16 protein-coding genes and 2 tRNA genes are annotated in these 23,246 nt (G+C 37.0%); 14 read left to right on the top strand and 4 right to left on the bottom strand.

The window, feature by feature from the left end; genetic code table 11:
• The first annotated feature begins 306 nt into the window (after window positions 1-306).
• The 5 genes from CC99x_RS04040 (at window position 307) to CC99x_RS04060 (ending at window position 7,776) form a co-directional block, all read left to right on the top strand.
• Entirely contained in the window at window positions 307-2,256 is a 1,950-nt protein-coding gene (locus CC99x_RS04040; protein ID WP_057624617.1) for a bifunctional diguanylate cyclase/phosphodiesterase, read from the top strand.
• 104 nt (window positions 2,257-2,360) lie between these two features.
• Window positions 2,361-3,698 (top strand): MFS transporter, encoded by a 1,338-nt coding sequence (locus tag CC99x_RS04045; protein WP_083477347.1) that lies wholly within the window; start codon window positions 2,361-2,363, stop codon window positions 3,696-3,698.
• Entirely contained in the window at window positions 3,695-4,072 is a 378-nt protein-coding gene (locus CC99x_RS04050; RefSeq protein ID WP_057624618.1) for a hypothetical protein, read from the top strand. Before CC99x_RS04045 ends, CC99x_RS04050 begins: the two co-directional genes overlap by 4 nt.
• A gap of 348 nt (window positions 4,073-4,420) precedes the next feature.
• Entirely contained in the window at window positions 4,421-5,662 is a 1,242-nt protein-coding gene (locus CC99x_RS04055) for an HlyD family secretion protein (protein WP_057624620.1), read from the top strand.
• A complete protein-coding gene (locus tag CC99x_RS04060) occupies window positions 5,662-7,776 on the top strand; it encodes a peptidase domain-containing ABC transporter (protein WP_057624621.1) in 2,115 nt (704 codons plus the stop codon). The genes CC99x_RS04055 and CC99x_RS04060 overlap by 1 nt, the downstream gene beginning before the upstream one ends.
• 143 nt (window positions 7,777-7,919) lie before the next feature.
• Here CC99x_RS04060 and CC99x_RS04065 read toward each other — a convergent pair whose 3' ends face one another.
• Window positions 7,920-9,203, bottom strand: a complete 1,284-nt coding sequence (locus tag CC99x_RS04065) for a phosphodiester glycosidase family protein (RefSeq protein ID WP_057624622.1) — start codon at window positions 9,201-9,203, stop codon at window positions 7,920-7,922.
• Window positions 9,197-9,988: a phosphatase PAP2 family protein gene (locus CC99x_RS04070; RefSeq protein ID WP_057624623.1), complete on the bottom strand. Its 792-nt coding sequence runs from the start codon at window positions 9,986-9,988 to the stop codon at window positions 9,197-9,199. Before CC99x_RS04070 ends, CC99x_RS04065 begins: the two co-directional genes overlap by 7 nt.
• Window positions 9,989-10,155: 167 nt before the next feature.
• Here CC99x_RS04070 and CC99x_RS04075 point away from each other — a divergent pair, with 167 nt between their 5' ends.
• From CC99x_RS04075 to CC99x_RS04090, 4 genes are all read left to right on the top strand, one after another.
• Entirely contained in the window at window positions 10,156-11,346 is a 1,191-nt protein-coding gene (locus tag CC99x_RS04075; RefSeq protein WP_057624624.1) for an alpha/beta hydrolase family protein, read from the top strand.
• A 226-nt stretch (window positions 11,347-11,572) separates the two neighbouring features.
• Entirely contained in the window at window positions 11,573-12,964 is a 1,392-nt protein-coding gene (gene gltX, locus CC99x_RS04080) for a glutamate--tRNA ligase (protein WP_057624625.1), read from the top strand.
• A 49-nt stretch (window positions 12,965-13,013) separates the two neighbouring features.
• A tRNA-Ala gene (locus CC99x_RS04085) sits at window positions 13,014-13,089 on the top strand.
• Window positions 13,090-13,161: 72 nt separating this feature from the next.
• Window positions 13,162-13,237 (top strand) — tRNA-Glu (locus tag CC99x_RS04090).
• A 118-nt stretch (window positions 13,238-13,355) separates the two neighbouring features.
• On the opposite strand, the gene CC99x_RS04095 is transcribed toward CC99x_RS04090, so the two are convergent.
• The gene (locus CC99x_RS04095; RefSeq protein ID WP_057624626.1) at window positions 13,356-14,360 is read right to left on the bottom strand and encodes a protein kinase domain-containing protein; all 1,005 of its coding nucleotides are present in this window, start codon (window positions 14,358-14,360) and stop codon (window positions 13,356-13,358) included.
• Window positions 14,361-14,859: 499 nt separating this feature from the next.
• On the opposite strand from CC99x_RS04095, the gene CC99x_RS04100 reads away from it, so the two are divergent.
• The 4 genes from CC99x_RS04100 (at window position 14,860) to CC99x_RS04115 (ending at window position 20,472) form a co-directional block, all read left to right on the top strand.
• The gene (locus tag CC99x_RS04100) at window positions 14,860-15,732 is read left to right on the top strand and encodes a bifunctional methionine sulfoxide reductase B/A protein (protein WP_057624627.1); all 873 of its coding nucleotides are present in this window, start codon (window positions 14,860-14,862) and stop codon (window positions 15,730-15,732) included.
• A gap of 395 nt (window positions 15,733-16,127) precedes the next feature.
• Window positions 16,128-16,628 (top strand): GNAT family N-acetyltransferase, encoded by a 501-nt coding sequence (locus tag CC99x_RS04105; protein ID WP_057624628.1) that lies wholly within the window; start codon window positions 16,128-16,130, stop codon window positions 16,626-16,628.
• Window positions 16,629-16,846: 218 nt separating this feature from the next.
• Complete coding sequence (locus tag CC99x_RS04110) at window positions 16,847-17,413, top strand: hypothetical protein (protein ID WP_057624629.1); 567 nt, start codon at window positions 16,847-16,849, stop codon at window positions 17,411-17,413.
• 185 nt (window positions 17,414-17,598) lie between these two features.
• Complete coding sequence (locus CC99x_RS04115; RefSeq protein WP_057624630.1) at window positions 17,599-20,472, top strand: RasGEF domain-containing protein; 2,874 nt, start codon at window positions 17,599-17,601, stop codon at window positions 20,470-20,472.
• Window positions 20,473-20,509: 37 nt separating this feature from the next.
• Here the strand turns inward: CC99x_RS04115 and CC99x_RS04120 are convergent, their stop codons facing one another.
• On the bottom strand, window positions 20,510-21,913 hold the full coding sequence (locus tag CC99x_RS04120; RefSeq protein ID WP_057624631.1) for an amino acid carrier protein: 1,404 nt from the start codon (window positions 21,911-21,913) through the stop codon (window positions 20,510-20,512).
• Between the two features lie 368 nt (window positions 21,914-22,281).
• Here CC99x_RS04120 and CC99x_RS04125 point away from each other — a divergent pair, with 368 nt between their 5' ends.
• A complete protein-coding gene (locus CC99x_RS04125; protein WP_057624632.1) occupies window positions 22,282-23,073 on the top strand; it encodes a hypothetical protein in 792 nt (263 codons plus the stop codon).
• Window positions 23,074-23,246: the final 173 nt, after the last annotated feature.

Below are 23,246 nucleotides of genomic sequence, written 5' to 3' on the forward strand. Positions count from 1 at the left end.
AGAAATGAACGAAGTGAATGATATTCTTCCCTTGGAATCAAGGGAAGAGGCTCAACTTGTTTGAGCAGAAGGATTTTTTTTATCTTTATTTTAAAAATCCTTCTCTGCACCTAAAGGCGCCTCTTTCTTTGATAACAAAGAAAGAAAATCAATTCGCTTCGCTCATTCGTAATGTTATTAAATGCCAATGTTCTCTTAACAAAGCGGCATTATAGAACATTGATTGAGGTTGAGAAAAAATTTCGTCTTTGCAAGAAAATGTGAATAATATTTTTAGGTGAATGGCTTTGAGGAGCTAAACTAAGCATGACTTTAACGCGACAACTATTATTATCAGGTCTGTTTTTATTGCTAAGCATATTCTCAGGTATGCTTTATTACGTGATAGATAATACTCAAACCTTTGTCGATCATCAGCTTGGGAAACATGCTAAAGACACTGCAACTTCTTTAGGTCTTTCTTTATCTTTGGCCATGGAAGGTAATGAAATTGATATTCCTACTGCAAATCGTATTGTAGATGCTGTATGGGATAGTGGCTACTACAAGAAAATCATGATTGTAAATTTAAAAGGAAAAGCTGAGATTGAAAGACAGCTGGAGGTAAAAGTATATCAAGTGCCTAATTGGTTCATTAACTATATTGAAGTGAAAACCAAAGAAGAGCGAGCAAAAATTCAATCAGGTTGGTTGCAACAAGGTGAGGTTATTGTTCAAAGTAATCCAGGTTTTGCCTATCAGCAATTATGGACTACTTTCATTGATGCATTACAATGGTTTGTGATTACTGCTTTGATTGCAGCCGTTCTAGGTGGTTTTTTACTCTTTATTATTTTAAAACCATTGCGCGCGGTTACGCGTCAAGCAACCGCTATTTGTAATCAGCAGTTCGTAGAAGAAAGCTTGCCTTGGACCATTGATTTACGACAAGTTGTTGAAGCAATGAATAATATGTCAAGACGTTTAAAACGTTTGTTTGAAGAGCAGGCGAAGACTACAGAAGAATTGCGAGAACAAGCTTTTAAGAGTCCTGTTACTAAATTGGCTAATCGACGCTATTTTGATATTCATTTTGATCACTTATTACAGGACAAAGAACATAGTCATACAGGTGTTGCCTTGCTAATAGAAGTGAATCAATTTAAAGCGTATAACGATAAACATGGTTATGAGTCAGGAGATGATCTTTTAAAGCAAGTTGCACGACAGATAGAAGCTTCTTTGTCATCCTTTGAAAATGCATTGATTGCGCATTTAGGAGGGGCATCCTTTGCCGTTATTTTGCAAGATAAAGTGATAGATGTTGGTATTGAAATTGCACATTCATTGAGTAAAACATTTTCTGAATTCAAGCAAAAAGGAATTGCCAAAGAAGATGACATTGCGCACATTGGTCTAACTGTCTTCAATACAAACCAAACGAAGAGAGATATTTTGTCTCAGTTGGATATGGCATTAAGGCAAGCGCAAAATGCAGGTCCCAATGCCATACATGCTATTAAGATCATTGATGATAAGCAAGTTCGGGGCGCTCAAGATTGGTCTAAGATATTTGATGAGGTTGTTAAGAACAACAAAATTAAATTACATTTTCAAAAGATCAAAATGCTACAAGAAACATCAGATTTGTATGAAACATTAATGCGTGTTGAACTGGATAAAGATAACGTCATTAGTGCAGGCATGTTTATGCCTATGGCTGAGCGCTTAAACCGTATCACTGAACTTGATAAATGTATGATTAATCTATTATTCGAAAAAATAGAAAACGCTAAGATTAGTCCACGCTATTATGTTAATATTTCTCCTAGCTCAGTAGATGATGCCGATTTCGTTAAGTGGCTAATTGAAAAAATTAAATCCTTAGGGAAAAAGGCAAACTCCGTTATTATTGAGTTGCCAGAATATGGCGTTGTCCATCGTATTGATAAAATTAGAGCACTGTTTTTACAAGTTTCCCAACTTGGTTCTAAAACATCAATCGATCATTACGGGAAAAATTTTAGTTCTTTTGCTTATCTCAATAATCTCAGGTTAGATTACTTAAAAATCGATGGTAGTTTTGTGCGCAATATTCATGAAAGCGACGACAATCAATTTTTTATTCGTTCCTTAGTAGATATTGCACGCAGTTTAGATATATTAGTAATCGCCGAAACAGTTGAAACAGAGCAAGAGTATGGCATGCTCGAGCAATTGAAAGTGGATGGCATGCAAGGCTATTACATTGCGAAGCCTGCTCAAGAACTAAGTTAGTAAACTTTTTTTTGACTAACTAATACTTGCGCCAAATGGCTTAATCGCTTAATGTGCTTACTCTTGAAATTTACTAGCTGAATTACTACTTAGAAATAAACACAGTGACAAACAGCCAAACATTAAAACAAGAATCATTCTCAAATAGAATTGCGCGCCTACTACCGTGGATCATCTGTGGTTTAGCTGCGGGCTTTTATTGTTATGAGTATTTATTGCGTATTACGCCTGGTTTGATGGTAGAACATCTACAGGTTGCTTTTAGTAAGAATGGAATGCCTTTAGATGCAACCCAAGTTGGGCATTTGAGTGCTTATTACTACTATGCATATACGCCAATGCAGTTGCCTGTTGGTCTAATGATGGACAGGTATGGCCCTCGTAATATCTTAACCATCGCTGTACTTTCCTGTGCGATTGGTACACTTATTTTTGCATCCACACATAATCCAAGTATTGCCGCAGCAGGGCGTTTTCTGATTGGATTTGGTTCTTCTTTTGCCTTTGTCGGAGTCTTGAAACTTGCGACCACTTGGCTGCCACCTGATAGATTTGCCTTTGTATCAGGTTTAACAACCACGCTTGGAATGATTGGTGCAATGTTTGGTGGCACATACTTGAGTGCTCTGATCATGGATTTAGGTTGGAGAGAAACTTTATATTACTCCAGCTATGTTGGCTTTATATTATTCCCCGTTATTTGGTTTATCGTTCGAGATGCACCTTCAAATGAAACTGCATCCATAGATCCACGTACAGTCAAAGTTCTTTCTTATGCACAGCTCTTTAAAGATATTTTATTTGCGATGCGTAATAAGCAAATTTGGATTAACGGTGTTATTGGTTGCTTAATCATGGCGCCTACCGTTGTCTTTGCTGAGTTATGGGGCGTCTCATATCTGAAGACAGTACTGTCATTAACAAATGAGCAATCTACTCGCGCAGTTTCCTTGATCTTCTTAGGTTGGGCTATCGGTGGACCTTTAGTTGGTTTTATCTCTGATAGAATGAAAAAGCGCAAGCCATTATTATGGTTGGGTAGTTTTGTTGTAACGATTTTGTTGTTTTTTGTTATTTACTATCCAGCACTTACTTATTTCCAAGTAGGTATCTTGTTGTTCGCCATAGGCTTTTTCTCAAGTGTAGAAATTATTTGCTTTGCCATTGGTAGAGAAAATTGCCAGTTGAGGTTAGCGGGCACAGTGGTTGCAATAACGAATTTTATCGTAGTGTGTGGATTCTTCTTCCAAGAATTGGTGGGGGTACTACTTGATAGAGCTTGGAATAGCGATAGATTGATGATTGATGCGATGAAAGTATATTCTGCTGATAATTATCGTGCAGCTATGTTTATTCTGCCTATACTTACCTTGGTTGCATTCTTTTTATGCTTTTTACTCAAAGAGACAAATTGTCAACAAGTGGTCAAGGAAGACACATGAGACTATTCGCCTTAATTGGGCTTGCTTTTTTGCTTACAGGTTGCATCATTGAGCCAAGTAATAGAGCGCAGCGCATTATTGTTGCACAGCCAGAGATGGTGTCAGAATGTGCTTTATTGGGTGAAGTTGCGGGTAATTCAAAAATTACGCTTTTACCGCAAGGAGAGCAGCTAGCTCGATATCGCGCCTTGGATCAGGCGGCTAGTTTGGGGGCAAGCCACGTAATATGGGTGAACCAACAAAATCAAATTACCAAAAATGTGGCACGTGCTAGAGCTTATTATTGTGATCCCGATAAAGTAATGCCACGTTCTTATCAATATATCGATCAGTATTTAAGAGCGCATCGTTATCCTTTTGATGAAGCGAAGTAAAGATTTAAAACAATCCATCTTCTCCAATCATGTATTGATGAGCGTAGCGAATAATTTTCTCACTTTGATAAAGGGAGACGCTCGTTCAGCGTAGCTGTACGAGCAGAGGGATTTAGTTTTTTGTAGCCCTCAGCATAAATCCCCCTTACGCTACGCGTATCCCCCTTCAAAAAGTGGGATCTTGATTCGCTCTGCTCATCGGTGAATATTTTTTCTTCATTCATTTCTGAATTAAGCATTCACATCCAATTATCTCCGACAAGCGGTCTTTTGGTTCGACAAAACAAAAAGGCTGCTCGCTGAATTTATGTTAAAATGCTGCCAGTCAACATTATATAAGTTATAAAGATGTCTTCCCTTTTTAGAAAAGAAGCATTAGAACACAGCAAGAATAGATTGTACGGCGATGTCATATTATTGCAGCCTTTATCTATCAGCGTGCTCGTTGCAACCGTTGTTATTGTCTGCTCTCTCATTATTGCCATGTTATTTTGGGGTACTTATGCCCGCAAAGAAACAGTGCGTGGTTATGTGGTGCCCGATAAGGGCATTGTTAAAGTATATGCCCCTAATCCTGGCACTATTTATGAGGTACATGTAGAAGAAGGGCAAGATGTAATCGAAGGACAAACCTTGATTACCGTTATCTCTGAGCGATCCGTGCAAGGGGGTAGTGACGTTGATAGCATGTTGCTCAAAGAACTAGAAGTGTCAAAAGAACATCAGTTAAAGCGTATCATTGCAGAAAAATCACTTTTAACCTCAGAAACAGAGCGGGCTCAAAATACCATCAATGGTATAGAGAAAGAGTTGTTTCAAATTGAAGAAAGTCTCAAAACACAGCAACAACGTCTAGCGATTTTACAGACTCGTTTAGAGGGGGCAGAAAAACTCCTCAAGCAAAAAAGTATGTCTGAAAATGAATATCAAAAATACCTAGAAGAAATGCTGATACAAAAACAGCAATTGCAAGATCTTGAGCGTGGCAAGGCCAATAAAGAAAATGCATTGATCCAAGCCAAAGTCGAAATCTTACAATTACCAATTCGTGTTGAATCGCGTATTAATGAAATTGAAGATGTTATTTCGGAATTGAATCAGCGTATGGCTGAGGTGCAAGGTCGTAAAGTATATGAAATTCGTGCCCCAATCGCAGGAAAAGTGACTGCGCTTCAAGCTAGAGAAGGGCAGTGGCAAAGCAATATTCCCTTGTTAGCAATATTTCCAAATGATGCCAAAATGCAAGTAGAGCTCTTTGTTCCAACGCGTGCAATTGGTTTCATTGAAGACGACCAAACAGTGAGAATACGTTTTGATGCCTTTCCTTATCAGCGTTTTGGTATTTTTGAAGGTAAGGTAGCTACGGTTTCTAAGCATGTATTATTGCCTTCTGAATTACCTGTTCCGCTTGAATTAAAAGAGCCTGTGTATCGTGTGACGGTCGAGCTTGATGCTCAATTTGTAACTGCCTATGGTAAAGAGTTACCGCTACAAGCTGGTATGGCACTGGAAGCAGATATTATTTTGGATAGACAGACGTTGTTTGATTGGATTTTAGATCCATTGTTTAGCTTAAAAGGTCGATTTTGATGCAAAACCCATTAGAGTTATTAAAATTTTCCGGTGGGTCACGTTTACCCGTCATTTTGCAAACGGAAGTCGCGGAATGTGGGCTGGCCTGTCTTGCAATGGTTGCGAGCTATCATGGCCACCTAATTGATCTCAATACCTTAAGACGTCAATATCCCATTTCCTTAAGGGGTACAACCTTACAAAATCTCATGCAAACCGCTGATAAAATGGCTTTTGCATCGAGACCGCTACGCTTGGAACTTGAGCAATTAGATCAGTTGCAAACCCCAACGATTTTGCATTGGGATATGAATCATTTTGTGGTGCTGAAAAAAGTCAGTAAAAAATATATTGTGATTCATGACCCTGCGCAGGGGCTGCGTAAGATTCCCATGATAGAAGTGTCAAAGCATTTTACTGGCGTAGCCTTAGAGCTGACACCTACTTCAAGTTTTGCACCGAAGAAAGAAGTGCGCAAAATTCCTATTTGGAGTTTCTGGCAAAAGATCGTTGGCTTAAAGCGTGCGTTAATCCAAGTTTTCATCATGTCTTTGGCTTTACAGATATTCTCCTTGATCAGCCCGCTTTTTATGCAGTTGGTAGTAGATGAAGTCTTACTGAGCCATGATTTACATTTGTTGAGTGTTTTAGCCATTGGCTTTGGTTTGTTGATGTTGATTGAATTGGGTACTACGGCTTTAAGAAGCTTTGTGGTATTGTCCTTAAGCAGTATGCTCAGTGTGCAAATGGCAGCAAATCTGTTTAGACATCTGATTCGCTTACCTTTGCCCTTTTTTGAAAAACGTCATATCGGTGACATCGTTTCTCGTTTTGGTTCACTCTCTCAAATTGAAAAAACCTTAACCACAGGCATTGTGCAGGCAATTGTGGACGGTATGATGGCAATTGCAACGGTTGTTATGCTATTTATCTACTCGCCAAAACTCACATTCTTAGTGCTCACTGCTTTAGCACTTTATGGTTTGATTCGAGCCATATGGTATAGGCCCTTACGGTCTTTGAATGAAGAAAGTATTGTTACAGCAGCCAAAGAAAGTTCAAACTTTATTGAAACCATTCGTGCAACCCAAAGTATTAAAATATTTGGACAAGAAACCCAACGTCAGATGCTTTGGCAAAATCGTTATGCTGATAAAATCAATGCGGGTATTAGGCTGGGTAAGCTCAATATTACTTTTTCTTCCATCAATGCATTGTTGTTTGGCTTAGAAAATATTTTAGTTGTTTATTTTGCAGCACGCCTTGTTATCGATCTGCAATTATCTGTCGGTATGATGTACGCTTTTATGTCTTATAAACAGCAGTTTACGAGCAAAGCCGTTGCCTTTATTGAAAACTTAATTCAGATGAAAATGTTAGGTTTGCATTTAGAGCGTTTGGGTGATATCGCATTGGAAGAGCAAGAGACACAGGATGGTACTTTAATTGATGCGCCTGAGCTAAAAGGTGAAATTCGTTTAGAAGGTATCAATTTTCGGTATAACGAAGGCGAGCCTTGGATTCTAAAAGATATAAATATCACTATTAAGCCTGGTGAATCTATCGCCTTGGTAGGACCTTCAGGTTGTGGTAAAACAACCCTGATGAAGATCATGATGGGTTTATTTAAGCCTGAGTCTGGCAAAGTATTTATTGATAATTTAGAAATTGATAAATTAGGGGCGAAGCATTACCGTCAACAGTTTGGGGCTGTAATGCAAGACGATCAACTTTTGTCGGGTTCGATGGGAGAGAATATCAGCTTCTTTGATCCACAATTTGATCAAACACGTGTTGAAGCCTGTGCTAATATGGCGGTGATCGCACACGATATTATGGCGATGCCAATGGGTTTTAACACCCTCATTGGTGATATGGGAATGGCCTTATCGGGTGGACAAAAGCAACGTGTGCTCTTGGCACGCGCTTTGTATAAAAATCCTAAAATATTATTCTTAGATGAGGCTACCAGTCATTTAGATGTAGCGCTTGAGAAGGCTATTAATGAAACCGTGCGTAATCTAAAAGTAACACGGATCATTATTGCGCACAGACCAGAGACCATTCGCTCAGCGGATAGAATCTTCTTATTCACCCCACAAGGTTTAATAGAGCAGCCTAAACCTGTTTAAGATTTCTCTTTCTTTGTTCGCAGTTTACAAATCGATCATTTTCCCCTCTGCCAATTTTGGGAGAGGGGGCCTTGAAAGGGCGAGCGAAGATTAAATAAGTTAATCAGCTATTCATTTCATTAAGTATTTTTAATAAGATCTTCTTACAAGTCAGATGCAAAAAAGTTAAGTCTCTTAGGTTTGAGTGTTATCATGGTAATTTGTTTCACTTCTCTCGGTGCTTTAGGCACTTCTATTTCTTCTTTCTTATTCTTAGCATGAGATGATTTTTCTTTGGCTACAATTGAGCAAGGCAAAACTCTTTCATTGGTACGCGACCTGATAAATCTGGGCGTGAACATCGTTTGTTTATTGTATACGCCTTGACATGCAGAATAACCGCCATCTAAATTCAAAGCGGTTTCCACATTGAAGGCTTTCATTAACTGTGCAAATTGTGGCAAGGTCATGCCAGCTCTTGTGCTAGGGGATTCGTCTCCTTTTAACGTCACCATTAAGATTTGGCCTTTTTTTGTGAGGCCAATTGCTGATCGTGGGTTGGGCTGATCGGCGTGATAGAAGCTGCCAGGTGGCACAGAGCCAGGATGAGTGCCAAATACTTTTTTCACGACATCAAATTGGAATCTTTTGTCTTTAAGTTTATCTTCCGTGAATACAACTTGATTATTTTGTACCAAGATTGGGCCAGAGCTTAATAAATATTTTGCGCTTTTTTGATAGGTATCAAAGGCTTCGGCTGATTGAAAAGAAGAGAGGCTTTGAATGTCTATAATGCCGTCGTAATTAATACGGATAATGCCATATTCTTCTCTCACAGAGGAGGGCAATTGCGTCTTTAAATGCAGTTGACTTTCAATCTCTGTGTGTTGTTCGTATCCCTCAAATTTTTCAGAAACGCTGTCTTCTGTATGCTGAAAAAAAGCGCTGGTATTATCATATTTTTTACCAAGGCTATAATATGTTTTTTTAGATGCTAGGTAATTTTTTTCATAACGATGTAATCCGATAACGACATTGTGTGTTAAATGATAAAATCCATTAATGGCATAAAACCCACCATTAATCATTGCGCCATAGGTGGCATTTTCTTGCTTGAGATACTTCATTAAATGATCTGGGGTGCCTTGATCTGTGACTAAGCCGACTTCTGCTTGTGAGGGATCAATGCTTGTGAGCATTATTTCAAAACCAGAACGCATATTATCAAAAGGTTGGAATTTCTCGCCTAAAAGTTCACTTGGTCGTTGCATTTTTATATGTGTATTGACAATGCCTGGTCCGATGGTTTTTATCCTTATTTTTTTTCGAAGCAAATAACCACGAATTATTTTTTGAATTTCGATAGTTGCGCTTAAAATTTTCTTTTCAGCTAAATAATTGCGAATGGTTTTTTGAACTTTAGTAATTGAACTCAAACTGTCTAACATTTGAAATACCTACAGAAAATATGTGTGAATAAGCGCTGAGAGAGGAGTATCCAGACAGCCAATAGAAATGTTTTGATGGCTGTAAATAGCTGTGCGTTGAACTGCGTGGGAGGATGTAGGAGTGCGAAATGCAAGCCTGCCATACCTGCAACACAACTCAGTAGCATAATGACTTTATGATACAGCTTTAGCGAGGTGTGAGAAGGATTGTAATATAACCATCCTAAAGAAAGCCCTAATAATCCGCCTTGTGCTTGCCATATATGGAGCTTAGTTTGCACAGATGCAGGCATCATGCATAAAAATAGTAATCCTAATCCACTGATGAGTACGCTGGCCACAAACATGTTCTCTTTGAATACAACTGTACGATTGAGCCCATAAAAAATAAGCAAGGACAAGGAGCCAAATCCTATTGCACCGAGCACATCTATAATATTGTGGTAGCCATGATCGATCATGCCAAAAGTAGCCAAGCTCATTGCTACTAAGAAGGTAGCGAATAAAGACCATTTTTTATAGTGACAAACCAACCATCCCCAAAAGACCCATGCTGCATGCATGTGGCCACTGGGAAAAGCCCAACCTTCCAAAGGAGGCTCTAAAGGAATTTGCCAAATTGATTTGAGGTATAAATTGTAAATCATGGTGAATAGCATCAGCATGAAGGCTTTACTGAATGCTTTTGTATTTAGGAAGAAAGTACCTAAGAGAAAAGCAATAACTAGAGTAACTGGCTGACTAAAAATCAATCCAATTTCTGCGATAATCTTTGTTGCGTGCATTTTTTAGCTAAGTGAATTAAATCAGTATGATAAAGAAAATTTGAAGATACGGCAATTAATACCAGTCATGTTGATGCTGTAATTTTGGGAGTGTATACAATAAAACCGAATTTTAGTATGTTAAAAATCGAACAATAATTAAAATATAGTTGGGGTAATAACCCATTATGAAATTACTAGCCTCAGATCCCGCTTTCCATAAGCAACTCGTTCGTACATTGGGATACGTCACCTATGGGGGTGCCGAGATTGGTGAATGTTTGGCCGCTTGCGAAAATATACCGGCTGGCGATTATGAAGTCTGGTATCAGCAATGGTGGGCACTTGCACAAAGAGCTTATGAGCGTGCAGAACGTGTAAAGAAATATTCGCCCATAGCCAAATACAATCAAGATTATTTAGCAGCATCTAATTATGCACGCACAGCCTTCTTCTTCTTAGAAGGAACTCAAGATGCCAGAATTAATCAGCTTATTTCTTTTGCGCAGGATTCTTTCCGTAAAGCCTTAGAAAGTTCTCGTATCAAATTTGAATATATTAAAATTCCTTATGAGAATACCTATCTGCCAGGGATCATTTATTATGCTTTTCAGTTTGTGAATGAGCCAAGAGATTTGATCATCGATACAGGTGGTGGTGATTCTATTTTAGAAGAATTATTTTTTAATGCTTTACCAGCTATTTCTCAAGGTTTTCATTATGTGACTTTTGAAGGGCCAGGCCAAGGCAGCGTGTTAAGACAAAGAAACATGCCCTTGCGACCTGATTGGGAAAATGTGGTAAGTGCGGTTGTAGATTATTGTGAGTCGAGAGACTTTTTTAAATATGTTCATAAAGCCTTATATGGTACGAGCTTTGGGGGTTATTTAGCGCCTCGTGCTGCTACCAAAGAAAAACGTATCGATGCACTAATTTGCGATCCTGGTATTTTAGAGCCAAGCGCATTTTTGATGAGTCAATTTTCTCAGGATCTGCAAGATAATGTGCGTGCACAGAATTTTGCGAAGACAGAAGATTATTTTGATGAACTAAAGAAATCCAACCCACAGCAATATTTCTTACTCAATAGCCGTTGCCATCGTTACGGTGCGGCTAGTATCAGTGAAATGCTCTATTTGGCATTGCAGTATCATTTTAAAGATTCTGTTAAGCAAATCACTTGTCCAACCTTGGTATTGGATAATGAGTCGGAGCATTTAAGTAAAGGGCAAGCAAAGAAAATGTTTGAAGAATTGACCTGCCTGAAGAATTATATGTACTTTACAGAAGCAGAAGGTGCAGGTGGACATTGTCAGCCATTAGCACGGAGAAATACGTCGGGTGTTATACTAAATTGGCTACACGAAGCTTTCTCGTAGTCTTCGCCTTTTATCCTTAGGTGTTGTTGTCTGCGTCTTTCGCAATCCTCATTTGATTAGGGACGGCAATAAGCTAAGAGGATATTGTACTCACTTGTATGTAATTTCATCTATTGTAGGGGACGGCCGTTGTGCCGTCCCGTCTGAGTATAGGCTTGTTGCCCCTTCACTATCATTGCTACAATAAGCGCCTTAATCCATATACATAGAACAATAAAGATACAAAATGGTAGTTACACGATTTGCACCCAGTCCAACAGGCTATCTCCACATCGGTAGTGCTAGAACAGCGTTATTTTGCTGGCTATGGGCCAAAAAAACCGGCGGTAAATTCATTTTAAGAATTGAAGATACAGATTTAGAGCGCTCAACCCAAGAAGCGGTGGACGTTATCTTAGAAGGTATGGCCTGGCTTAATTTAAATTGGGATGAAGGTCCTTTCTATCAAACCAAGCGTTTCGATAGATACAAAGAAGTTATTGCGAAGCTTGTGCAAGAAGGTAAAGCGTATAAATGCTATTGCAGCAAAGAACGTTTAGATGCGTTGCGTGAGCAACAAATCAAAGATAAACAAAAGCCACGTTATGATGGTCATTGCCGACATAATCCTCAAGATAAAGATCAAGCTCATGTTGTACGCTTTAAAACACCTGAAGCAGGTGAAGTGGTTATTGATGATCTCGTTAAAGGCAAAATCGTTATCCAAAATAAAGAACTTGATGATTTAATTATTCTTCGTACCGATGGTGCGCCTACTTATAACTTCACCGTTGTTGTGGATGATTGGGACATGGGGGTAACTCATGTATTGCGCGGTGATGATCACATTAACAACACGCCTAGACAAATACATATTTTAGAGGCCTTGGGTGCGAAGCTACCTTTATATGGTCACATGCCAATGCTGTTAGGCCCTACGGGTAAAAAATTATCCAAACGAGATGGCGCTGCAAGTGTCTTAGATTATCGGGAAGAAGGTTATTTGCCTGAGGCATTAATTAATTATTTAGTTCGATTGGGTTGGTCTCATGGTGATCAAGAAATTTTTAGTATTGAAGAGCTAAAAGAATTTTTTGATGTGAATAATATTCAACCAGCACCTGCTGCAATTAATCCAGACAAGCTATTGTGGATCAATCAGCATTATTTGAAGACCATGCCTGCGTCTGAAATCGCATTACGCTTGCGCCCATTCCTCGAAAAAGAAGGATGTGATCTCACACAAGGCCCACAACTGGAAGCTGTAGTAGAAGCGCAAAGAGAGCGTTCTAAGACTTTGGTTGAGATGGCGCAGAAGAGCAAATTTTGGTTTGTGTCAGAGATTGAGATGGATCCAACTGCTGCTGCAAAAAATCTCAACGAGAGTTGCCTACCTGGATTAAAAGCCTATGTTGAGAAGCTAAATGCGATCACAGATTGGACACCTGAAAATATTCATCAAGCATTACATGAAGTAACAGTTGAATTAGATTTAAAATTAGGTAAAATTGCGCAACCGATTCGCGTTGCGGTCTGTGGTAACACAATTAGTCCTCCGATTGATATTACACTCGGATTATTAGGAAAGTTACGCACCTTAGAAAGATTGCAGAATGTCATTTTAAAATTAAGTTGTTAATTTTATTGACAGCGGGGGAGCGGAGCCTTAGAATCATCCGCTCATTCCCGGGGCTATAGCTCAGCTGGGAGAGCGCTTGCATGGCATGCAAGAGGTCGGCGGTTCGATCCCGCCTAGCTCCACCAAGCAACGGGTTTTAGTAGACAAATCAGTTAAAATGCTAGAAAATGGCAAAAGCTATTTCAAGCAACATCTAGGTCCCCATCGTCTAGAGGCCTAGGACACTGCCCTTTCACGGCGGCAACAGGGGTTCGAATCCCCTTGGGGACGCCATTTATTTTCATAATAAATGGCATCAAATCAAACTATGATTTTCGGGTCTTCCCTACTTAAGGGGGCACTTCAGTTTAGGAACATAGCACTTTAACTCTTAATCTATAATTCCCAAAGCCTATAAATTGGATCTTGGAGAGGGAGGGTTAAGCATGTTTTCTTTTTTTGCTTTTAGCGTATGCAGGACAGCTTCAATATCAATTGGATGATATTGTATTCTTCCCTTGGGATATTTTTCACTGATTCGGTTCTGATCAAAGCTAAAAGTGCCCAAATATTCTGGCTCAACTAGATTTTGCAAATCTTCGTTAGTTATAAACATTAACACTATCCCATACATTTTTTTTACATCTATTCCATTAGCATATTGAATCATTCCTTTTTCCTTTTTTGTATCTACTGGCAGATAATCAAAAGTAGTGCCATCATTGCCAGCTTCCAAGGCTAAGCCAAAGTCAATAAACCTCACAGTTAAGTCTTCTGGACTGATTAATATATTAGTGGGTGTCAAATCTCTATGTATTATATTTTCAGATTGTAGTATTAATAGCGCTTCATAAAACTGTATTAAGAGTTCGATTTGTTGGAAGTCTGTTAATTCAATATTATTGCGAAAGATGTAGCTAAACATTTCTTCTGCGGTAAGGCCAGGCAGTGTATCCATAAAAGTATAATGTTTTAATGGAAACTGACGGCTTGCTCTTTCTTGCGAGCCAGCAAAGTATCCTCTTTTTTTGAGGAATAGCTCTTCTCTTCTTGCGTCTTCAATAGGATGGAGCTTAGATATTATATTTTTTGATTTTGAGATTTTTACTAATAAGAATTCACCCGTTTCTAAATTTTGTGCCACTTTTATTAGTCCTTGTGCGCCTGAGGCAACAGCGCTTTCTGCACCTGTATAAATTGCATAATGTTTACCATCATTATCTTTGATGACTGAATAGCGGCTATGGATACCCCTTTTTATTTTAGCGATTTCAATGGGGGTAGAAGCAAAAGCTTGTTTGATTGTATTTAGCTCATTAGCTGTTAATAGTAGCCCTTGAAAAAGAGGCGTATTTGATTTTATTTTATCAATGTAAACTTGCACTTTAGACTGAAAATCTCCGGTAAACCCAATCATTAATATCACCTATATGATTTTATAAATTCCATATTACTTAATTTAAGCTTAACTTTTTATATGCTTGTTTGTAACTGTAAATATGTGTCACTTGATTATTTAGACACCCACAGCTTTTTAATAAAAATTATTGAATAAAAATATTTAATTATTGATTAAGGATTGTAAATTAAGTTGTGACCATAGCTATAACAATAAGGATTATTCACATCGTAAAGAATGGATAGTCTCTAAAAAAATCTTATTTCAGCCTCTATACATCATGTCGTGAGTTCTGCAGTGAGGGGGCGAAAGGAGCTGCTAAAGGAGGATGTTCTCCTGACTGCCATGCAGGTGGCAAACGGTAAATGAGCTTTTGATTTAATTTACTACTTTGATGATACTACTATATAGTTATTTTTATTTTATCAGATGGTTGTTTGTTAGTTGAACACAATTGCAGTTTTTAAGTGTTATTGCAAAATAAAAACCATTTTTTCAACAGTACTATAAGGTTGTGATGAAAGCATCTTATCTTGATAAACTACAAAGCCTTACCCTTGTTCAGCGGCAAATTATTTGTGATAAAGCAACAGAATATCCTCATACAGGCGAATATAATAAAGCTGTTACTCAAGGTACTTATCTTTGCCGGCGCTGTGGCTTAGCTTTATTTCGTGCAATTAATCAATTTCATTCTGGTTGTGGCTGGCCAAGTTTTGATGAAAATGTAGTAGATGCTGTGATACAAAAACCTGATTCAGATGGGGATCGCATTGAGATTCTTTGTAGTCGTTGTGAAGCACATTTAGGTCATGTTTTTAAGGGTGAGCACTTTACTATTAAAAACCTTCGCCATTGTGTTAATTCTGCTTCTTTAGATTTTGTAGCAAATAGCGATGTTATCGACAGTGAAGAGGCTATTGTTGCGGGTGGGTGCTTTTGGGGAGTTGAGTATTTTTTGAAAAGACTTACAGGCGTTTTAAAGGTAGAAGTAGGATATAGCGGTGGTTTTATTGGATCCCCAAGCTACAGACAAGTTTGTCAAGGCGAAACGGGGCATTATGAGGCGGTACGAATTTTATTTGATAAGGATAAAATAGATTACAAGTCAATTATAAAACATTTTTTCGAGATTCATGACCCAACACAAACAAATGGCCAAGGTCCTGATTTAGGGCAACAGTATCGATCTGTTGTGTTCTACTATGATGATGCACAAAAAAAAGTTGTTGAACAATTAATCGAGCTGTTGAGACAAAAAGGGTTTAATGTTTCAACTTTGGTTAAGCCTGTTTCTCCTTTTTGGCCAGCAGAGGATTATCATCAAGCTTATTACGACAAACATCAGAAATTACCATATTGCCATTTTCTCAAAAAAAGATTTGATTAAAGTTACTTAGACAAGCCAATTTATTGAAATAAGATTTAAAAAAATTAAGCTGATTTGATAAACGGTTGAGATTTCTAGTTAAGAGTACATACCGTTGATGAATAGGTGAGTGTCTTGTTATTTTTACTTGTAAGTATATATAGACATCCATCGTTGCTTAAATTAGGGGGCTGTTGTTCTTTGGGCTAAAGTGATATAAATTAATTGGCTAGAATGTTCGCAGTAGCAGTAGAGATTTGAATATTAAAAAATGCATCTAATGAACAATAATCCTATTAGGATTGCTTATTAGGGTTTGTTTCTATGTTCCAAATTTTGTATTGTGTAGTTTTAACTACTAATTATTAGTGCTTTGTGAATTGCTTAAAATATCGTAGATAAGAGAAAATCAAAAGATGTATATTGAAACAAACAGAATCACTATTAGAGAATTTAAAATTGATGATTTGAATGATCTATATAAGATTCTCAGCAATCCTAGAGTAATGCGATATTCTGTTCATGGCTCATATACGCTTGCACAAACAGAAACTTTACTAAAAGAGACGATTAGCAGTTATAAAAAACAATTTTATGGTATTTACGCTGTTGAATTAAAAGAAAACCAAAAAATGATTGGCTTTTTCGGTTTGTCTCCGCAAGAAATTAATGATAAAACAGAGATTGAGCTGGGTTATCGTTTTGCTGAGGAATATTGGGGTAATGGTTTTGCAACGGAAGGAGCTATTGCTTGCATTCATTATGTTTTTGAAAATTTAAACCTTGAAAGAATTATTTCTATTATTGATCCTCAAAATATTGGCTCAGTTAGAGTTGCAGAAAAAGCGGGGCTTGTGCATGAATGCGAAGCTAACTACCATAATTTCTATGTTCATGTTTACTCAATTCATAAATAAACTTTTCCTTTGAGATAGTTGTTCATTCAAAAACTGATTAGCACTGTTTGTAAAATGGTACGACTCTCTTTAGAAGGTTATTTATCTTTATTTTCTGAATTTCTAAAATAAGTGAATATACGCTTATTCTTGACACCCAAGCCTAATCTGGTAGGATTGCTGGCTTTTTGGGATAGATTCTCATCAAGGATGATTGAACACATTTGATGAGGCATAACATGTATTTACGCAGTCAAGCAGTTTGGCAAAAAAAATTAGATGAAGCGATCACTTTATTAAAGAAATGGGGCACCTATGTTGCAGAAAGTACACTCAAAATAATCGCAAGTAAAGAAGTTGTGATTATGCCTTTTTCAGACTTCACCCTGCCAGATATTGATTCTGCATTGGATTGGGTATCTAGTAAAGCAAAGCGCCTTAAACTAAAAAAATTAGTAAAACATCAAAAAAATAAAGTTATTAAAGAACTTGAAGTTGAATTTCGTGGATTATGTATTGAGAATAGAATTTATATAGACTCTAATTTAGATCCTGTAAAATTTGCTAAAACGCTTACACACGAAGTGAATCATTATTTGAACAGAGATGAGCCTTTGCCAGAAGGTGATGCAGGCGTGTATCAAAATGAGCTAAGAGCCTATATTTCTGAAAAACTTGTTTATGGCCGACCAATTACTAAGCAATATCTTAAAACATTAGCAGAAAAAGTTTCGCAAATTTACAAAGTTCCATTACCAGAAAAAATTACTTTTCCAAGAGGAAAATACACTGTATCTAGACGATAATTAAAGATTATTTTGTGATTTGCCTCACCCTTGATTTTAAAGGCATTTTAAATAATTTTCCCCATCTTTTATTTTTTGTATTAAGCTTCAGTAAAACATAAAAATATTGTGATTTTGAGTTGTAATTTATATAGTGCAAACAGGATCAGTTAATATAAAAAAAGGAGTTTGGTACCGTGCTTAAAATGTTTAAAACTCAAAGAGTAGAGCCAAAAAAGGATCTTCTTGCACTATTAAGCTCCGACAAAAAAGAAAAATCTATTTTGAATGCATTGCTAAATACATTGAAAATAGATCCAAGTTTAATACAGAAAGAATATATTTTAAAAAGACATTTATTTCATATTATCGTGTTGAAAGATCTGGCAGTCGTGATGAAAGGAATGCTTGATAGCATATACAAACCACTGGCTTTTCAAGCAGATCGTAAAAAAGAAACGGTTATTCATTATGCAGTGAGAAAATTTGAAAGCTCTACAAAAATGTTGGATTTATTATTGGAATATTTACCTTCATTAATAGATATACCAAATAAGAGAGGACAAACAGCATTGCACTTGGCTGTTTCTGACGGGAAGGTAGCAGCGATAAAAACGCTTATTAGACACAATGCAGATCCAGATAGAAAAGATGAAAGTTCTAAAACTTCCAGAGATTATGCTGTTGATCAACCTAAATTAATTGAGGCTTTGATATCGATTAATTTAAATAATCTACATTTTAACCAGCAATTCCCTGTACTTGATGGCGAGCATACTTCACGAGAAGCTGTGGTTCAACTCACAGAAAGATTCTCAATGTTACGGTTGGCATCTGAGAGTGATGATAGTTGGGATGATATCAGTTATCTATCATCTGAATCCTCAAGAACGCAGAGTGATGGTATACAGACACCTTCGTCCAGCAAAAATTCTGATAGAAGTGACGATTTGTCTAGTCCTACCCTGCTTGCAGGAGCATCAAACAGTTCAGAAAAAAGCGCAGAAGATACGCAAGAGGAAATTGTTTTTACACTTGCAGACTTAAGAGAGGGGCATGTTGATAAATTAAGACGATATTTAATATCTGGAGGAGATCCAGATAAAAATATTTTCTTGAGCCGCCCACTTATTATTCAAGCATTCATCCTTGCCGCATCATCAGAACATTCTGAAAATGCAAGCGCTTTAACAGAGCAGTTTTACTTATTATTAGAGTATGGCTTATTAGAAAATCAGAATAGCAAAATAAATTTTAAGGCTTTAGTGCGCGATCGACCAAACTGTTTGCCTATATTACAAGGAGGAATGAATCATTTGTCATGGCAATTACGAGCACAGGCATTGGCGCATCGTCATCAGTTATCTATCTATGGCTCACATTTAGATAGAATATTGTATAGAAATGGATTGGGTCTTAGAATCCCCGATATATTTAGAGAATTAGACTATCATGAATTGTCTGAAATTTATGGAATTAAAGAAGAGATAGTTGAGGTTTTTGACTTGCTATGTGCTTGTAAGGCAAATAAACAAGCAGCGCGTGTTTTTGATAAAACATTAATCTCTATTACTGCACAGGGTATTTTAAATACACTAAGTCCTATTGAAATACTGGATTGTTTGATTAAACTTTTTCCACATTTTGATGTTCAGCAACGCTTAACTGCCTGTATGATTGTAAAAGAATTAATGCGAGATGATATTTTTAATATCATGGTATGTTCTGATGAGTTTTTCTTCGCGATAAAGAAATTCACCAATACTGTTAGAGATGTCTTTGCTGATGGGGATGAGATTGCTGAAAAGCTATTGCAGATTTTTGATGAAAAGAAAAATATTTTTTACCATCGGGCGGCGAGTAATTATCGATGCTTGCAAGAATGTATTTCAATACCAGGCTTGTCAGAAAAATTGATATCTGTGCAAATGATTATTAAAAATGGTATTGAAAGTGAAGGCGCGGAGCAAGAGAAGTGGCTTAAGTTTTTTGCTAATGAGATTAGAAAAATAACTATTCACTTTTATCAAGACTTAAGAGTATCAGAATTTTATAATCTTGCATGGAAAAAAAATCAATCAAATGAAGCATATTCTAGTATTAACAAGGAGATACAGCTGTACAATATGCTTTCAAATTTTATTGTGGATGAAATATTAGTATGTCCTCCGATAGATATTCCACGCGCACTTAGTTTTTTCATTCTTGTTGCAAGAGAACTATGCTGTTCTGCTGATACTACAGGGCCAGATATGAATGGCCTATCTAAAATTGTTGGGGCACTTTTAAAAAATCCTATTTCTAGAATGAATTCAATGCTATCTCAATTGCCATGTGAAATTAATAGTATATTGCGACAAATACAAATATTAAGTGGTGCTGAATCTAATTATAAGTGGCAGCGAGAAGTTACTAATAATTTTCAAACGACCTTTATGTTTACTGGGATGATAACTAAAGATATTGTAATGTGTTTTGAAGGAAATGAAACTAATCCATTAGCACTTGCTGAAACATTGGGGGCAATATTTAGAAAAATATTAGAGATTCAATCTCAATTGCATTATAAGCCAGTTTTTTTTAAAACAGATCTAATTCAACATTTATTAAAAAATTATGCAAATATTGATGAGGATGATATTGCAACAAAGCAGTATGCTGCGTCTTGTCGCGCAGTCGCTCCAGCCAGCGAGATGCCGTTGGATTTAGATGAGATTGATAATCTTGTAAAGTTATTTAATATCTTGTCTGAATTTACAAAAACAGAAACAATACCTCATGAGATTTGCTTTAAGAAAAAAATTTTTACCATTGGATCTATGATTCAACCTTTACTAGAATTATTCACAGAGTTAAATGCTAAAGAAGCATCTTTTATAGAACAAAAACACAATGCAAAAAAAATGCATACACACCTAGAAGATTTATTTGCGCTAACAAAAGATAAATATTTTATTACGCAAAATCCTCTTGTATTTACAAGACTGTATTCTCAACATCGTTCTCAGCCTGCGCTAAATGTAAGCTTTGAAACGGTTGCCATAGAGAGAAGAGAAAGAGAGCGTATCAATTTTAAATAATTTTAAAATAATGCAGCGGCAATAGCCGCTGCTGAAATTAGATAGGTGTTTTTGTTATTTTAAAATATTTGTCTGCTAGGCTCAGGAGAAACTGTTCGTAGATCATGGTTTCATAGCGAACAACCTTTATAAGACCAATAACACCAATGAGATTAGGTATACACATGAGTCCATTGGCAATATCTGCAAAGGCCCAAATTAAATGTAAATTTGCAGCAGCCCCTACAATGATCAGAGAAAGATAGACGAGTCTGTAGCTACTAATCGATTTTGCGCCTAGTAAAAATTCTATACATTTTTCGCCATAATAAGCCCATGCAATGAGGGTTGTGAAGCCAAATAAGACTAAGCATCCCAACACAATGTAGGGCGCACCTGGTAAGTTTTGACTAAAGGCCGCAATAGTAAGTGGCGCGCCGGTAATTAAAATGCCTGCGCTGTCTACCAGCCCTAAAGAATCTGTAACAGCTAACACCAATCCCGTCATTGTACAAATGATAAGAGAAGCAACAAACACGCCTGCCATGGCTAACATGCCTTGTAATGCAGCGTAGGGTGTTTTAGCATTTGCAGCAGCAATAGGGCTACTACCTAAACCTGCTTCATTCGAAAATACAGCGCGAGCTGATCCCATTTGCATCGCAACGAGTAAGGAAGATCCAACAAATCCACCCAAAGGCGCTTGACCTGTGAAAGCACTCGTAATGATAAGTTGTAAGCTGGGTAATATGTTTTGCCAATTGACGGTTAAAATAGCAAGGCTTGCTGCTACATAGAGTATTGTCATGAGCGGCACCATGACACTTGCTATTTGACCAATTTTTCGAACACCGCCTAAGACCACAAGAGCAGCAATCAATGCCATGATAATGCCGGTTATCCAAGGCGAAATAGAGAACAGTGTGTCAATAGCACCTGCTGTTGAATTGGATTGTACTGTCGCTCCAATTCCAAAAGCAGCGATCGCGCCAAATAGTGCAAATGCTTTTGCTAAAAGTGGCTGTTTTAAACCATCTCTTAAAGCATACATGGGACCACCTGACATTTGGCCTTTTTCATTTTGAACGCGGTATTTTATGGCGAGCACATTTTCTGAATAGGCGATGATCATGCCAAAGATACTGGTAACCCACAACCAAAAGATAGCCCCATAACCACCAATACTGATAGCAATTGCTACACCGGCAATGCTGCCAGTCCCGATGGATCCCGCGAGCGCGGTCATAATAGATTGAAAAGGGGAGAGATCGCCCGAACTCTCAGGATTCAATTTGTGTTTCTGTGGGAAAAAGAGCAAGTGTAAGCTATGGAACAGATAACGAAATTGAAGTCCTTTAAGAGATATTGTTAAGTAGATCCCCATTGCAGCAATAAGACCAATCAAAAAGCTGCCCCATAAGAGATGCCTCATTTCAAACAGAATTGCTTCCAAATGATTCACTTGCGCTCCATTCTGAGTCAATAACTAAAGTAGCCTATTATCTCTGACCAATTTAGAAAGCCAAATATTTGATTGTAGAATACAGGTTGCCAATAGACAAGATTCATACATCAGATGCTATACGGTTATACCATAATATAGAATGATTGACTTAGCACTACTCAAAACCGAAGTTTAGCAGCTTTTAGAGAGATACCTATGGTGCTTTTCAAACTTATAAAGTTTCTTCAGCCATATGAGTAGTCCATTTATTCAAAAGAGCTTTGAAAGAAAATAAATATAATTGTTTGATTTGCATAGAAATTTTATAGGGAACCTTAGTCTATTCAATACAATCAAATTTATTATTAAAAATGGTATCGTAAATAATGGCTAATATTCTTTTTGTATCACTTGGCTCAGGATTTGAGCCAAATTTTGAGGGTAACATGGGGTTTGTGAAACAATATAGTCAGCAGAATCATCATGTGCAAATTATCAGTGTTGATATTGAGTCAGTAAATATGCAGGCAGAAAGAAAAGAAGGCGAGGCTTATGCATTAAAACGCGTACAATATACACTTCAGCAAAACAATCCTGCTTCTTACACTGCCTTTATTCATGAACAGATCTCTGATTTAAGCGACTATGCTCAAGTGATTATCTGCGATAGCATACATTTTCTTCAGAAAACATATGGAAATGAATTAATGGCGGCAATTAAAATAAAAAATCCAGAAATGAATGTTACAGTCTTTGATTATACATCCTTTTCGATGCAGAATGCTTTTTTTAGAGGGCATGATTTACTATCTGAAAACAAGAACTTTAATTTTGATGAATTTATAAGTGAATATAGGACTAGAATAATTGATTTATTTAAGTCTCAGACAAATGGAGATAAAATAGTTACAAATATTGAAAGAGCATGTAAAAAAATTGATTTTAGTAAACGTTTTGGCACATTTTTTGACATGTTTTCTCTCATTGCAAATAGTAATCTGCATCTCAAGGCTTCTGTGATTGTATTTAACGAGGATGGCCAAGAAGTATCTGTGCCACCTTTTAAACAACTGAAAAATTACTTAAATAGTTTTATTTCAAGTCACATAACAATTGAGTTAATTGAACCACAAATAACACTTGAAAAACAACCGATTTCTACGCGTTTTCGACCTTAAATTAAGAAATTAATAGTATGTATTTCTAAATAGCCTATCTAGTATAGTCATAATAATTTCCTGATTTATATATGAGAGTCTCCAATCACTCATTTGGCAGTAGCTTGTTTCCAGTGAATAGAGTTTTAACATATTCATGCGTATTTTAATCGGTTGTATGAGTAAGTTCTTTT

Origin of the sequence: Candidatus Berkiella cookevillensis, from assembly GCF_001431315.2 — a bacterium.
Classification (GTDB): domain Bacteria; phylum Pseudomonadota; class Gammaproteobacteria; order Berkiellales; family Berkiellaceae; genus Berkiella_A; species Berkiella_A cookevillensis.